Origin of the sequence: Nocardia wallacei (assembly GCF_014466955.1) — a bacterium.
GTDB classification, from domain to species: domain Bacteria; phylum Actinomycetota; class Actinomycetes; order Mycobacteriales; family Mycobacteriaceae; genus Nocardia; species Nocardia wallacei.
In genome coordinates, this window is record NZ_AP023396.1 from 4,066,481 (window position 1) to 4,079,107 (window position 12,627).

Consider the following 12,627-nt stretch of genomic DNA (forward strand, 5'->3'; position numbering starts at 1 on the left):
CGGATCAGTCCGGGCGGCGATGACGCCCGGCCGCCGCGACGGGCTGCACCGGTAGCAGTTCGGTGCAGGCGTCGATGTCGACGAGGGCGGTGACGCGTAGCCGGGCGATGAACTCGTCGACGGAGTATCCCGTCGCCAGGACATCGGCCAGCAGTCGCTGCGCTGGATTCACATTGCCCCCTCGTGTCATATCGCCGACCCCTTTACCCGCTCGGAAGCAACTCGCCCGCTCGGCATGTCACCCCTGTTCCGGTGCGAGACGCCCGCAGAGTAGCCATTTCCTGGCAATCGAAACCCCGGCCCTGCGCGTCACGGGATGCCCCTGCGGTCGGGTGCCGGCCGCGCTGCCAGACTCGTGGACGTGCGATGGGCGGTGGCGGAGTGCGAGGACGGCGGGGCGAGCCTGTGCGCGCTGGGCGCGGACGGACGGCCCGCGGGTCCGGTGCTGCGCGAGTCCTCCCTCGCCGCGGCGGTGCGTTCGCGACCGGAGGCCCAGCGGTGGGTCTGGCGGTCGGCAGAGGTCTACCGGCGGTTGCTGGCGGCGGGGGTGCGCGTCGAGCGCTGTTACGACGTCGAGGCCGCGGAGGGCTTGCTGATCGGGCACGAGGAGGGCCAGTCGGGTCAGCCCCGGGCGCTGGCGGCCGCGTGGGCGCGGCGGCACGGCCTGCCCGTGCCGCCGGACGCGCCCGCCCGCGCCGCCGAGACCCAACCGGCGTTGTTCGAGTCGAATTCCCGTGCGCTGCCGCCGGATACCGACGAACTGACCGCCCTGCTGGAGGTCTACGCGGCCCAGGTGGAGCGCACCGCGCGCACCGAGCACCCGGAGCGGATGCGGCTGCTGCTGGCCGCCGAATCGGCCGGGATGCTCGTGGCGGCGGAGATGTCTCGCACCGGGATCCCGTGGCGCGCGGACATTCATCGCGCGCTGCTGGACGAACTCCTCGGTGAACGCTTCGCGGGCGGGAGCGAACCGCGCCGGTTGGCGGAGCTGGCCGAGGAGGTGTCGCGCGCGTTCGGGGTGCGGGTCCGGCCCGATCTGCCCGCCGACATCGTCAAAGCCTTCGCGCGCGCGGGCATCTTCCTGACATCGACCCGCAAGTGGGAGTTGCAGGCCATCGATCATCCGGCGATCGCGCCGCTGCTGGAATACAAGTCGCTGTACCGGCTCCACACCGCCCACGGCTGGTCGTGGCTCGAGCAGTGGGTGCACGACGGCCGCTTCCGCCCCGAATACCTGCCCGGCGGAACGGTTTCCGGCCGCTGGACCACCAACGGCGGTGGGGCGCTGCAGATTCCGAAGGTGATCCGGCGGGCGATCCGCGCCGATCCGGGGTGGCGGCTGGTGGTCGCCGACGCCGATCAGATGGAACCGCGCGTCCTCGCGGCCATCTCGCGCGATCCCGGGTTGATGGAGGTGGCCGCGCGCCCGGAGGACCTGTACGCGGATCTGGCGGCCCGCGCGTTCGCCGGGGACCGCGACCAGGCCAAGCTCGCGCTGCTGGGCGCGATCTACGGCCAGACCTCCGGCGACGCCCGCGCCCACATGGCCGAATTGCGCCGCCGCTACCCCGCCGCGATGGCATACGTCGACGAGGCGGCGCGCGCCGGGGAGGAGGGCCGTCTCGTGCGCACCTGGCTGGGCCGCACCTGCCCGCCGGTGTCGGCGGCACCGGCCGGGGAGGCGGATCCGGCGCTCGACACCGGCGACGGCGGGTACGGCAGCACCTCGGCGACCCGCGCCCGTGGCCGCTTCACCCGCAACTTCGTCGTGCAGGGCAGCGCCGCCGACTGGGCGCTGCTGGTGCTGGCGGCGTTGCGGCGCGAGCTGGCGAGCGCCGGTCTGCGGGCCGAACTGGTCTTCTTCCAGCACGACGAGGTCATCGTGCACTGCCCCGCCGCGGAGGCCGCGACGGTCGCCGCGGCGATCGGCGCGGCCGCGGACACCGCGGGCCGACTCGCCTTCGGGCCCACGCCGGTCCGGTTCCCCTTCACCACGGCTGTCGTCGAATGCTATTGGGACGCCAAGTAATCCGTCGGGACCGGCACGGCCCCCGATCGGCGGAATTCGCCTGTAGGCTGCTGAGCGGTTGCCCGGCAGGTTTTTTCACCAGGGAAGACGCACGAAGGGAGACGGCACCGGTGCCGAAGGTCGACTCGTTCCGATCCGAGCAGCACACGCAGGGTGACAGCGTCTGGGTCACGACCTCCGACGGGCGCAGGCTGCATGCCATGGTGTTGCCCGGACCGGCGGGGTCGACCGCGCCGACGGTCGTTTTCGAGTCCGGGGCCGCGGTCAGCCGCTCGCTGTGGGCGCTGGTCCAGCCGCTGGCCGGACAGTGGGCGCGGGCGATCGTGTACGACCGGTCGGGGCTGGGGCGCAGCGCCCCCGACCCGTGTGCTCGGACGCTGCACCGGATGGCCGCGGATCTGGGCGAGGTGCTCGACCATTTCGGGCCGGGACCGTACGTGCTGGTCGGGCACAGCGCCGGTGGTCCGATCGTGCGGGCCGCCGCGGCCGCGTGTCGCGAGCGCGTCGCCGGGCTGGTGCTGGTCGACCCGACCGACGAGGGCCAGGATGCGTTGTTCAGCAAGGCGTTCCGCAAGTCCGAACGCCGGACCATCGCCTTGCTGAGCGTGGCGGCACGGATGCGACTGCTGGGCCTGTGCTACCGCTCGATCACCGCCGCGCTGCCCCCGGACGCGGGCCGGGACATGCGTCGCGAGGGCTTCACCGCCCGCGCCATGCGGACCTTCGCCGCCCAGCAGCGCACCTATCTCGACGAACTCGCCGAATTCCGCGACGATCCGCCGCATCTGGGCGATATCGCCGTCACGATCATCTCGGCCGGACGCCCCGGCAACGGCGTCGACGCACAGCTGCGCGCTTCCCTCAACGACGCGCACGCCCGCAGCGCGGCCCGCTCCCCGCGCGGCCGCCACGTGGTCGCCGAACGATCCGACCACTATGTGCTCATCTGCGAACCCGACCTCGTCGCCGCGGAGATCCGCCGCCTCAGCTGAGTGCCCGGGCGCGGCGTACGCTCAGCTCGCCGCCCGGTCGCGGGCCGCGAGCCGAACCGGAATGTGGGCGTAGCCACGGAGATTGACGAGTTCGCGACGCGGCGGCGGGGCGGTGATCCGCAGGCCGGGGAAGCGTTCGTGCAGGGTGCGCAGGGCGATGACGCCTTCCGCGCGGGCGAGACCGGCACCCAGGCACGAGTGCACGCCGCTGGAGAACGACACGTGCTCGCGCGCGTTGACGCGCGTCACGTCGAACCGGTCCGGGTCGGTGAACACCTCCGGGTCCCGGTTCGCGCCGCCGAGCAGCAGCGTGATCAGCGCGCCGCGGGTGAGGTGGCGGCCGTCGATCTCCGTGTCGCGCAGCGCGACTCGCGCGGTCCACTGCACCGGGCTGTCGAAGCGGAGGATCTCCTCGATCGCGCCCGGCCACAGGTCCGGACGCGCGGCCAGCAGTTCCAGTTGCCCGGGATGCTCGTGCAGGGCGACGACGCCGTTGCCGATGAGGTTGACGGTCGTCTCGAACCCGGCGCCGGCCAGCAGCGCCGTGGTGAACATGAGTTCTTCCTTCGTCAGCTGGGCGCCGGTGACCAGCGCGCTGAGGATGTTGTCGCCCGGCGCGGCGCGCAGCCGGTCGAGATGTTCGTCGAGGAATTCGCGGGCGTCGCGCAGCGCGTCCTGGGCGCGGCGGTAGGCGCGCCAGGGTATGCCGGTGTCGAGCAGGGCGGCGCCGGCCTCGCCCGCGGCGAGCATGCGGGCCCGCACGTCCTTCGGGATGCCCAGCATCTCGGAGATGATGGCGGCGGGCAGTTCCACCGCGAAATCGGTGATGAGGTCCGCCCGCTGCCGACTCGCCAGTTCGCCCAGCAGTTCGCCGGTGACCTCGTCGATCCGGTCGGTCAGCCGCCGGACGGCGCGGGGTGTGAACTCCTGGGCGACGAGTTTGCGGTAGCGGGTGTGCTCCGGCGGGTCGAGCGACAGCATCGCGGGTGGCTCGATCGGGTTCGGCAGGCGCGGATCCGTGGCCCGGATCAGAGCGCGCAGCGGCCGCGGGATGTTCAGCTCCGCCGGGACGACGGCACCGAAATCTTTGGAGCGCAGGACATTTCGGACGATACCGTGGTCGGCCGTCACCCACGTGGACGGCGTGCGCACCAGCCGCCCCCGCGCCCGGATACGATCGGCGAGCAGGTACGGGTTCGCCCGCGTGCGCGGATCGGCCATGATCCGGGCGAGCGGCTCACCCCGTCGCGCCTGCGCCTTCAGATACGCGCGTGGCGCACCGTGGATCACGGCCCAGTGCAGCCAGGTCTTCATCCCTGAAAGCTAACGCGCGCACCGGCCCCGCACATCGTGCCCCGGTCTGAGATCGGGCCTGACCTTCGGGCTGGTTCACCGGTGTTCAGGGGTGCGCGGAACCGCTTTCGAAGAATTCGCGGATGAAGCAGAGCGGGCAGATAGGGTCGAACGGGGCCGTCGCCTGGGTGCGCGGGGCGGGTGATTCGGGAGCGGAGGCGGCGGCGAGGGCGGGCTGCAGTCCCAGGGCCAGGGTGATCGAGGCTACGGCAACGGCTTTCGGCACGGCGTGCATGGGAATCCTCCGGTTGTCGTGACAGCGAACGTAGCGCAGTTCTCCCACGGTACTGCCGATCCACGCATCGGTAACGCGTAGGTAGTCGCGGCCGCGCTCAACCGAGATCCGGCTGCTCGAGCATGCGCCGCAGCAGTTTTCCGGTGGCGTTGCGGGGCAGTTCGTCCAGGAAGACCACCTCGCGCGGCACCTTGTGCCGGGCCAGATGCGTCTTGACGTACGCCTTGATCTCCTGCTCGTCGCAGGTCGCGCCGCCGAGCCGGACGACGTAGGCGCGCAGGCGTTTTCCGAAGTCGCGGTCGTCGACGCCGACGACGGCGGCCTCGGCGACATCGGGCCGTTCGGCGAGGAGGTTCTCGACCTCGAGCGGATAGACGTTCTCGCCGCCGGAGACGATCATGTCGTCGTCCCGGCCGTCGATGAACAGCCGCCCGTCGGCATCGAAGTGACCGACGTCGCCGCTGCTCAGCATGCCGTCGACGATCTCCTTGCGGCCGCCGTCGGTGTAGCCGGTGAAGCTGAGTCCGCTGGCGACGAAAATGGTGCCGACCACCCCGGGTTCGGTGATCCGGCGGCGCCGCTCGTCGTAGAGCGCGACGCGGCAGCCGACCGGCGGCCGCCCCACCGTGCCCGGCGCGGCGCGCAGGTCCTCGGGCGTCGCCACCGCCGCGACGGCGACCTCGGTGGAGGCGTACAGGTTGTACAGCACGTCGCCGAAGGCGGCGGCGGTGCGGCGGGCGAGATCCGGGGAGACCGACGAGCCGGCGGCGAAGATGACGCGCAACGCGGAGGTGTCGTAGGCGGCCAGCGTCTGCTCGCCGAGATCGACGATGCGCTGCAGCATGGTCGGCACCAGAACCAGTGTGGCCGCGCGGTATTCGGCCACGGCGGCCAGCGTCCGCCGCGGGTCGAACCGACGCTGCTGGAAGACGATGGTGTTGCCCAGCGCCCACCCCAGTGTGAACTGCGACAGGCCGGTGCCGTGGAAGATGGGCGCCGCCATGACGATGGTGTCGTCGCGCGGCAGCGGGACCCGATCGAGGAACTGGGCCGATTGCAGCGGTGAGACCTTGTCCCGGGGAGCGCCTTTCGGGGTTCCGGTGGTCCCGCTGGTGAGGATGACGGTGCCGCCGGGCCGCGCCGGCGCGGGCAGGTCGCCGGCGGGGTGCGCGGCGATCAGGCCGTCGATCGTCACCGCGCCGGACGGTACCGGGTCCGATTCGTCCACCCAGGTGAGGATGCGCGGTATCGCGCCCGGGACCGCCGCCAGCAGCGGCAGGAACTCGCTGTCGAGCAGCAGTGCGCCGACCTGTTCCCTGGCCACGACTTCAGCGAGCTGCGGTCCGGCGAACCCGGTGTTCATCAGCACCACGCGGGCCCCGAGCTTGCCGGCGGCCAGCAGCGCCAGCACCATGCCGCGATGGTCGCGGCACAGCACCGCGACGGTACTGCCCGCGGCGATGCCCGCCGCCGCCAGTCCCCGGGTGAGCGCGTTCGACAGCCGGTCCAGCTCGGCGAAGGTCAGGGCGCCGCGTTCGTCGATGATCGCCGTGGTGGTGCCGTACCGCCGGGTGGCGTGCCGCAGCACAGTGACGAACGGCCCGTAGACCCCCGCATCGCGCACGGTGCGAACCAGATCGAGCGGGCGTGTCGGATCGACCATGCCGCGCCGGCGCAGGACCGCCAGCGCCGCGAGCGAATCGGTCAGCGGGCGCAGCGGCCCGGCCGACGGCGACAACCTGGTCCTCACAAGCACACCTCCGGTGGAGCCGACGTTCGTGCCGAAGCCTACCGCCTGGCGAGAATTTCCATTAACTTATTGCGCATGGATCCCGCTTCGGACCTCGAGCCGACCGACCGGCGCCGCTCCCTGACGAGCCCCGCCGAGCCGTTCGGCGGACCGGCCGATGTGGTTATGCCACTGAGCCTTCCACTGGTCGGGGGCGACATCGTGGACAGCATCGTCGACAGCCGCCGCCGCGCGATGCGCCCGCGCCGCAGCCGGACAACGCCGGCTTACTCGGCCGTGCTCGGCGCCGCGGCGGACCGGACGGCCTACGGCGCGGCCGTCGACACCTCCCATCGGCGGGTACGGTCCGCACCGGGCAGCGCGGTCCGCCACAACGCCGTCGAGGGTCACCGTTGAGTTCCCCGCCCCGTCGCCACGAGATACCTTCGCCCACCGCGCATTCGAGCCCGCACTCGGAGGCGGTCCGGCTCGCCCACGATTTCGCCGCGCTGTCGCTGCGGGGCGAGCCGGCCACCGGTTCGCTGCGCCGCTTCGACGAGGCCGCGCACCGCTGGGCGCACACGGGCGTGTCCTTCGACGTGGTGCACCACGCCGTCTGGGAGGGCACCCGTGACGCCGTCGATCGCTTCGTCGCCGAGACCCCCGGCCCGCCGGACACCGCCGCGGCGGCCGCGCAAGTGCGCAGGACCCTGGAGACCATTCACACGATGACGGTGGCGGCGTACCACGCGTTCCGGCGCGAGGTGCAGACGCGGTCCGCGGTGACGACGGCGGCCGAGCAGGCGCTGACCGTCGCGCTGCTGCGCGGCGACGAGGCGCGGGCCGCCCGGCAGCTGGGCGCGCTGTCCGGCGCGGACGCCTATCATGTTCTCGCAGTGCGTTTCTCGCAGCCACCGGACCGCCCGGCGGATGCCGTGTGGTCGCGGCTGTCGGCCGAGCTGAAGCAGCGTTGCGACACCCCGGTACTGTCGGTGTCCGGCCGCGCCGGGGCGACCTTTCTCGTTCCCGAGTACGCGGTGCCCGACGACCGGATGGACGACGTGCTCGCGGCGGCGGCCGCGGCGGCCGGTATCACCGTCACGGCGACGCTGGTCCGAGCCGACCGCGACCAAGTCACCGACGCCCACACCCGCGCCCACGAACTGCTCGAGCTGGCCTGTGCCGCCGGGCACGGCCCCGGACTCCGGCGATTCCGCGACCTCGTCGTGGAGTATCAGGTGACCAGACCCGGTCTGGCCCGCGACCGGCTCCTCGCGATCCTGGACCCGCTCACCGCGCAACCCGAACTGCTCGACACCCTGGCCAGGCACATCCACAACGAACTCAACCGGACGCGCACCGCCCAGGAACTCGGGGTGCACGCCAATACCGTCGACCATCGCCTCAGGCGGGTCCGCCAGCTCACCGGCTACGACCCGAACCAGCTGGCGGACCTGTGCACGCTGCGGGCGGCGCTGATCATCCGCGCGGTGCGGCCGACCCGGAGCTGACCGCGAATCTCAGTGCCCGGCAGCCGGTTCGGGCGGCCGGAGCATGGGAACGAGGAAGCGACGGGCCAGCGCCGCCAGCTGCTCGTCGTCCTCGAGATCGACCAGGTCGCTGGGGATCGCCAGGAACGACGCCGAGATCCGCACCATGAGCTCGGCCACCAGATCGGCGTCCAGTTCGGGCGCCACCTGGCCCGCGCGCTGCTCGCTGCGCAGCTGGCCGGCGACGAATTGCCGTACGGCGGCGACGGTGCGGCCCTGGTCGCCGATCAGTGAACCGACGAACTGATCGGGTTCCACCGCGAGCAGGCCGCCGATGAGCGGATTGCCGCGGAGGGTCCGCAGCGAACTCACGAAACCGATCACCACGCGCTCCTCCGCGGAGCGCGCGCGGGCGATATCGAGCAGAAAACGGTCGAAGTAGCGGCGGAACTCCCGCGCGATCACCTGTTCGGCCAGCGCGTCCTTGGTGGCGAAGCGCCGGTAGACCGTGATCCGCGAGACCTTCGCCCGCCGGGCCACATCCTCCATGGTGGAACGCTGAATGCCCATCCGGCAGAACTGCTCGTAGGCGGAATCCAGTACCCGCGAACGGATTTCGTCGCTGTCGTCGACCTGCTCGACCGCGTCGATGTAGGCGCGCTCGATCAGGGACTCCGCGGTGGAAGCCGACGCTGAGACCGACGCAGGTTCCACGATTTCCCTTCCGCAGCTGCTCGCGATATCCACCCGGCGGTGCCATGACGATCTTCTCACGGCGGCTCTCGTGGCGGGTGGTCACGGTGTCTGACGTTCGCCGACGCGATGGCCGCGGGCGGGCCGCGGCTGCCGGCCGATCTCGACGCCTCGGCCTACGAGCAGCGCAGGCTCCAGATCGATCGGTTCCTGTCGTCGGGGGTCCACCAGAGCTATCCCGTCTACCCCGTCGGCGTCACCGGGACGACGGCGATGACCTGGCTGCGCCAGCGGCTCGTCGAGGCGACGAGCCGCTGAGCGCTTCGGAAATCAGCGGTTGGTGCGGGGGATTTCGATACTTATCGGCATGCGCAGCTCGGCGAGGTACCACAGCGCGAACTGCCGCAGGAACTCGTCGAACATCCAGTACGCGTTGTCCACCGGCGGCACCAGCTCGCGCACGCCTTCGCGCACCGCGAGGAACGGCCCCCAGCTGAACTTCAGCAGCGGATCCCACACCGGCTCGCGGGCGATGTACAGCCAGTCGGCGATCCGGTCACCCATGACGAACCGTGTGAACGCGCCCAGGATGGGCTTGCTGAGCAGCGTGAGGTCGAGGTTGACGCCCAGGTCCAGCAGCTTGTGGGCGAGATCGATGCCCTCCGGCGTCGGTTCCAGAATGGGGTCGAGCACCTGTTTCGCCTGCGCGTCGGCCTGCTCCCAGGTCGCCGGGATGTACTCGTCCCGGATGCCGAGCATGTGCGCGGCCAGCTGCCAGCTGTGCAGGTAGCCCTCGGACTCCACCGCCGGGATCACCACATTCCAGGTCCGGAACGTGCGCATGATCGTGGTGGCCAAGCTGTGCCAGGTGACCATCATGTCGTCCTGGCTGATCGGGGTGTTGTCGTCGGGCCAGTGCGGCGACTGCGGCAGCAGGTGCCGCACCGCCGCGTGGATGATCCTGGTCTTGACGCAGGTCACGATCATCTGGCCGCCGGGGCCGTAGGCGTTGACCGTGCCGATGTCGTAGCCCAGCTTCGCGGTCTTGGCGATGCGCTCCTTGAGGTGCGAGCCGCCGCGCGAGTAGTAGACCACGCGGGCCTCGTGCGGAATGACCGTGGACATCATGCCGCTGGCGAACGCGTAGAGCACGCCGAGATAGAGCCCGCGCTTCTTGTTGAATTCGAACGAGGCGGCCAGCTTGCCCTGATCGGCCCACGAGGGGAGCCTTCGCGCGTCCTCGATGAACTCGCGCAACCCCGTGGGCAGCCCGGCCGGCAGCGGCTGGTCGTTGGTGGTCCACATGCCCAGCAGCCGGTTCACCTCCGTCACGTCGGCATGGTCAATCACGTCGGCCAGCACGGGATCGGCCTCGGCGTCCCACACCGTCATCGGGTCGGCCCCGCCGCCGCTGCCGACCACCGACCCGTCCGGCGACCACGTCCAGGGTTCGGCGCGCACTGTTCGCGCACCCAGCGCCAGGGCGCCGACGGCCCCCAGCAGTCCACTTCCGGCGCGCAACGCGTCTCGCCTGTTCAGCCCGTGTCCATCCATGCCGATCGTCCTCTTCGTCGAGTCCCGGATACAGAGATACACAATCTGCATCTGTGTATCTCGATGAGAACACAGAGTGACTGTGATCACAAGAATTCGAAGGAATTTCCAGCCGCTGACCAGCGGCCGCGCTACCAGCCGCCGAAGGCGGAAGAACCCGCATCCAAGCGGTACAGCAGCGTTTGAATGAGGACCCACAGGTTCATGGTTCGCCCCTCTCGTCACTACGGCCGACCAGCGTCAGCCCATCCTCACCGATCAGAATATCTATTAACATAACTAGATTGGGAGCTGGTTGTACTGATATTCGCCGAAGAACGGCCGGAAACTTATCTGGGTCCGCACGGTGCGGGCGGCCGGGCGCGGCTGTGGCGCAGGACACCGTCGCGCGATAGGGGAAACGGTAATCGTTTCCGTTAAACTTCAGCGCCGCGTAGTCGAGACTGCGTGGTTTCACACCAGAGAACAGGAAGTACATGAACAAGATCACCCGTGCGGCCGTAGTCGCGTTGACGGTCGCGGGTGCCCTGGGCATCGGCTCGGTAACCGTGTCGGCCGCTCCCGCGGCGCAGGCCGGGCGCACGTTGAGCACCGAGATCATGCCGGGGGTGCAGTACACCAGCAGCACCGTGGACCAGTCGGTCGTCATCGAGACCGGCGCGGCCACCCTCGTCACCCAGGGCGGACAGTTCCAGGTTCGGGACGCCGCCGGCAGCGTGGTGGCGGGAGTCGCGCAGTTCGCGGACGAGCCGAAGGCTTGGGAAGCCGTGCACGCCCCCGCCGATGTGCGGGCCGCCGTGCGTGCGACCACGCCCGCGCTGCGCCTCGACGATATCCACGGCGACCCGCAGACCGAGCGTTTCGACGCGGCGATCCAGGCCGCCGTCAACGAGTTCACCTTGGCTGTCGCGGCGGGCACGATGACCGGTGGCGTGATCGGCGCCGCCATCGGCTGCGGCGTCGGGGCCGTCGCGGGCGCCGTGTTCGGCGCGCCCGTCCTGGACGTGGCGGGCCTGACCGTCATCGCGGGGTGCCTGGCCGGCGCGGGCGCGCTGGGCGCACTGGGCGCGATCGTCGGTGGCGGCATTCTCGGCGTGCCCGTCGGCATCGCCTCGGCGATCAAGTTCCAGCACACCATGAGTGAGCCGTACGAGCACGAAAGCCCCTCCGCCGCAACCGATCACGCGGGCGGCAGCGAATAGGATCGCGCATCCGCCCCGGTGTGACGTCGCGGAAACCGCCCTCACACCGGGGCGTCGGCCCCCTGCCGCTTCCCCGGACGCGGCAACCGGAGCCGCCCGCGCAGCAGTCGCGGGACCGTCAGCCCGGCCACCAGCGCGGCCAACGGCACCACGACATCCACCCACGGATCGCGGATCGGCCGATACACCGCGGTGCCGCCGCGGATCTCGACGAATCCCACCGGACGCACATCGACACCACCACCGCCTCCGCCACCCGGCCCCACGTCCGAATCGCCCGCCATTCCGGCGCCGAAGCCCAGACGGGCCCGCGCGACCGGAATCACGGTGACGCCCTCCGCGACCACCGGAGCACCGAAAACCGCTGCCGCCGAAGCGCTTTCACCGATACGCTCGGCCAGCCGATGCAGCAGCGTATGCACCTCCCCCGCCGCGTCCGGGCGCGGTCCGGGGTCATGGTCGTCGCTCGTCATGACCCCATCATGCCCCGGCCCGGCCTCAGCCCTCGGGGCGCCAGGTGGCGACGGCCCAGATGACCACGATGTCGAGCGCGATGACCAGCACCGACCACCACGGGTAATAGGGCAGCCACAGGAAGTTCGCCAGGATCGACAGCGCCGCGATGCCGATCGCCGCGCCGCGGCCCCACGCCGTGCCCGTCATCAGGCCCAGGGCGGAGATCACGAGGACGATGCCCAGCGCGATGTGGATCCAGCCCCAGGTGCTGACGTCGAACTTGTAGACGTAGTCGACGCCGACGACGAACAGGTCGTCGTCCACGACCGCCGAGATGCCCTGGAACAGCGACAGCAGTCCGACGGTGATCAACAGGGTCGCGGCACCGATCGACGTGCCTGCCGCCACTCCCTGGCGCACGGGATGGTTGTGCGAGGTGGTTGACATTCCCGTCTCCTTCCGAGTTCCGAGCGCGGTTGTTGGGAGGACTGTTGCGCACCGCGGCCGGCGGCGCTTCACCCGCGCAGGGTGAGGCGACCCGCGGTCGGGCCACCGGCCGAACTCACCCCGAGCGGATGATGCTCGCCGCCACACCCGCCCGCGACGCTGAGGACCGCAGGCGCACCGCCCCGGACATCGCCGCGGCACCCACCGATCCACCCGAGGAGGTGAGCGTCCATGTCGGATGCCGTTCGATACCAGTTCGTCATCGAGGGCGAGCTGTCCGAACGCGCGCGGGCCGCCTTCCCCGAGCTGTCCCGCAGCGACCACTCCACCTCCGGCACCACCACCCTCTACGGGACCGTGCCCGACAACACCGCCGTACGCGGCGTGATGGCCCGCATCGATGCGCTGGGCCTCACCCTCCTCGAGATGTCCCGGCTCCCGGACTGA

The 12,627-nt window shown here is 70.9% G+C and carries 15 protein-coding genes; 7 read left to right on the forward strand and 8 right to left on the reverse strand.

Annotated elements, in window-relative coordinates; translation table 11 throughout:
* Window positions 1-4 precede the first annotated feature (4 nt).
* Complete coding sequence (locus NWFMUON74_RS17980) at window positions 5-190, reverse strand: hypothetical protein (RefSeq protein WP_187683035.1); 186 nt, start codon at window positions 188-190, stop codon at window positions 5-7.
* Window positions 191-361: 171 nt separating this feature from the next.
* Here NWFMUON74_RS17980 and NWFMUON74_RS17985 point away from each other — a divergent pair, with 171 nt between their 5' ends.
* Both NWFMUON74_RS17985 and NWFMUON74_RS17990 read left to right on the forward strand, forming a co-directional pair.
* Complete coding sequence (locus tag NWFMUON74_RS17985; RefSeq protein WP_197986859.1) at window positions 362-2,029, forward strand: bifunctional 3'-5' exonuclease/DNA polymerase; 1,668 nt, start codon at window positions 362-364, stop codon at window positions 2,027-2,029.
* Between the two features lie 110 nt (window positions 2,030-2,139).
* Window positions 2,140-3,021, forward strand: a complete 882-nt coding sequence (locus tag NWFMUON74_RS17990; protein WP_232110424.1) for an alpha/beta fold hydrolase — start codon at window positions 2,140-2,142, stop codon at window positions 3,019-3,021.
* Window positions 3,022-3,042: 21 nt separating this feature from the next.
* Here the strand turns inward: NWFMUON74_RS17990 and NWFMUON74_RS17995 are convergent, their stop codons facing one another.
* The 3 genes from NWFMUON74_RS17995 to NWFMUON74_RS18005 all read right to left on the reverse strand — a co-directional run bounded on the left by NWFMUON74_RS17995 (window position 3,043) and on the right by NWFMUON74_RS18005 (window position 6,359).
* Window positions 3,043-4,335, reverse strand: a complete 1,293-nt coding sequence (locus NWFMUON74_RS17995) for a cytochrome P450 (protein ID WP_187683037.1) — start codon at window positions 4,333-4,335, stop codon at window positions 3,043-3,045.
* An 85-nt stretch (window positions 4,336-4,420) separates the two neighbouring features.
* On the reverse strand, window positions 4,421-4,600 hold the full coding sequence (locus NWFMUON74_RS18000; RefSeq protein ID WP_187683038.1) for a hypothetical protein: 180 nt from the start codon (window positions 4,598-4,600) through the stop codon (window positions 4,421-4,423).
* Between the two features lie 106 nt (window positions 4,601-4,706).
* Window positions 4,707-6,359, reverse strand: coding sequence for an acyl-CoA synthetase (locus NWFMUON74_RS18005; RefSeq protein WP_187683039.1), 1,653 nt, complete (start codon window positions 6,357-6,359; stop codon window positions 4,707-4,709).
* A 75-nt stretch (window positions 6,360-6,434) separates the two neighbouring features.
* Between NWFMUON74_RS18005 and NWFMUON74_RS18010 the strand changes: the two genes are divergently transcribed.
* Together NWFMUON74_RS18010 and NWFMUON74_RS18015 are read left to right on the forward strand one after the other, a co-directional pair.
* Window positions 6,435-6,755 (forward strand): hypothetical protein, encoded by a 321-nt coding sequence (locus tag NWFMUON74_RS18010; RefSeq protein WP_187683040.1) that lies wholly within the window; start codon window positions 6,435-6,437, stop codon window positions 6,753-6,755.
* On the forward strand, window positions 6,752-7,849 hold the full coding sequence (locus NWFMUON74_RS18015; protein WP_187683041.1) for a PucR family transcriptional regulator: 1,098 nt from the start codon (window positions 6,752-6,754) through the stop codon (window positions 7,847-7,849). Before NWFMUON74_RS18010 ends, NWFMUON74_RS18015 begins: the two co-directional genes overlap by 4 nt.
* 9 nt (window positions 7,850-7,858) lie before the next feature.
* Here the strand turns inward: NWFMUON74_RS18015 and NWFMUON74_RS18020 are convergent, their stop codons facing one another.
* Complete coding sequence (locus tag NWFMUON74_RS18020; protein ID WP_187683042.1) at window positions 7,859-8,542, reverse strand: TetR/AcrR family transcriptional regulator; 684 nt, start codon at window positions 8,540-8,542, stop codon at window positions 7,859-7,861.
* Window positions 8,543-8,650: 108 nt separating this feature from the next.
* On the opposite strand from NWFMUON74_RS18020, the gene NWFMUON74_RS18025 reads away from it, so the two are divergent.
* Window positions 8,651-8,839: a hypothetical protein gene (locus NWFMUON74_RS18025; protein ID WP_187683043.1), complete on the forward strand. Its 189-nt coding sequence runs from the start codon at window positions 8,651-8,653 to the stop codon at window positions 8,837-8,839.
* 12 nt (window positions 8,840-8,851) lie between these two features.
* On the opposite strand, the gene NWFMUON74_RS18030 is transcribed toward NWFMUON74_RS18025, so the two are convergent.
* Complete coding sequence (locus tag NWFMUON74_RS18030; protein WP_187683044.1) at window positions 8,852-10,075, reverse strand: oxygenase MpaB family protein; 1,224 nt, start codon at window positions 10,073-10,075, stop codon at window positions 8,852-8,854.
* Window positions 10,076-10,551: 476 nt separating this feature from the next.
* Here NWFMUON74_RS18030 and NWFMUON74_RS18035 point away from each other — a divergent pair, with 476 nt between their 5' ends.
* Window positions 10,552-11,277 (forward strand): DUF8020 domain-containing protein, encoded by a 726-nt coding sequence (locus NWFMUON74_RS18035; RefSeq protein WP_187683045.1) that lies wholly within the window; start codon window positions 10,552-10,554, stop codon window positions 11,275-11,277.
* 41 nt (window positions 11,278-11,318) lie between these two features.
* Here the strand turns inward: NWFMUON74_RS18035 and NWFMUON74_RS18040 are convergent, their stop codons facing one another.
* Together NWFMUON74_RS18040 and NWFMUON74_RS18045 are read right to left on the reverse strand one after the other, a co-directional pair.
* The gene (locus NWFMUON74_RS18040) at window positions 11,319-11,750 is read right to left on the reverse strand and encodes a spore germination protein GerW family protein (RefSeq protein WP_187683046.1); all 432 of its coding nucleotides are present in this window, start codon (window positions 11,748-11,750) and stop codon (window positions 11,319-11,321) included.
* A gap of 25 nt (window positions 11,751-11,775) precedes the next feature.
* On the reverse strand, window positions 11,776-12,180 hold the full coding sequence (locus NWFMUON74_RS18045; protein ID WP_187683047.1) for a DUF7144 family membrane protein: 405 nt from the start codon (window positions 12,178-12,180) through the stop codon (window positions 11,776-11,778).
* 231 nt (window positions 12,181-12,411) lie between these two features.
* Here NWFMUON74_RS18045 and NWFMUON74_RS18050 point away from each other — a divergent pair, with 231 nt between their 5' ends.
* Window positions 12,412-12,627 (forward strand): hypothetical protein, encoded by a 216-nt coding sequence (locus tag NWFMUON74_RS18050; protein ID WP_187683048.1) that lies wholly within the window; start codon window positions 12,412-12,414, stop codon window positions 12,625-12,627.

What these genes read in the sequence shown, in the direction of transcription:
- NWFMUON74_RS17980 (WP_187683035.1), bottom strand. Translation starts at nt 190, where the DNA reads ATGACACGAGGGGGCAATGTGAATCCAGCGCAGCGACTGCTGGCCGAT.
- NWFMUON74_RS17995 (WP_187683037.1), bottom strand. Translation starts at nt 4,335, where the DNA reads ATGAAGACCTGGCTGCACTGGGCCGTGATCCACGGTGCGCCACGCGCG.
- NWFMUON74_RS18010 (WP_187683040.1), top strand. Translation starts at nt 6,435, where the DNA reads ATGGATCCCGCTTCGGACCTCGAGCCGACCGACCGGCGCCGCTCCCTG.
- NWFMUON74_RS18025 (WP_187683043.1), top strand. Translation starts at nt 8,651, where the DNA reads ATGGCCGCGGGCGGGCCGCGGCTGCCGGCCGATCTCGACGCCTCGGCC.
- NWFMUON74_RS18030 (WP_187683044.1), bottom strand. Translation starts at nt 10,075, where the DNA reads ATGGATGGACACGGGCTGAACAGGCGAGACGCGTTGCGCGCCGGAAGT.
- NWFMUON74_RS18035 (WP_187683045.1), top strand. Translation starts at nt 10,552, where the DNA reads ATGAACAAGATCACCCGTGCGGCCGTAGTCGCGTTGACGGTCGCGGGT.
- NWFMUON74_RS18040 (WP_187683046.1), bottom strand. Translation starts at nt 11,750, where the DNA reads ATGACGAGCGACGACCATGACCCCGGACCGCGCCCGGACGCGGCGGGG.
- NWFMUON74_RS18045 (WP_187683047.1), bottom strand. Translation starts at nt 12,180, where the DNA reads ATGTCAACCACCTCGCACAACCATCCCGTGCGCCAGGGAGTGGCGGCA.
- NWFMUON74_RS18050 (WP_187683048.1), top strand. Translation starts at nt 12,412, where the DNA reads ATGTCGGATGCCGTTCGATACCAGTTCGTCATCGAGGGCGAGCTGTCC.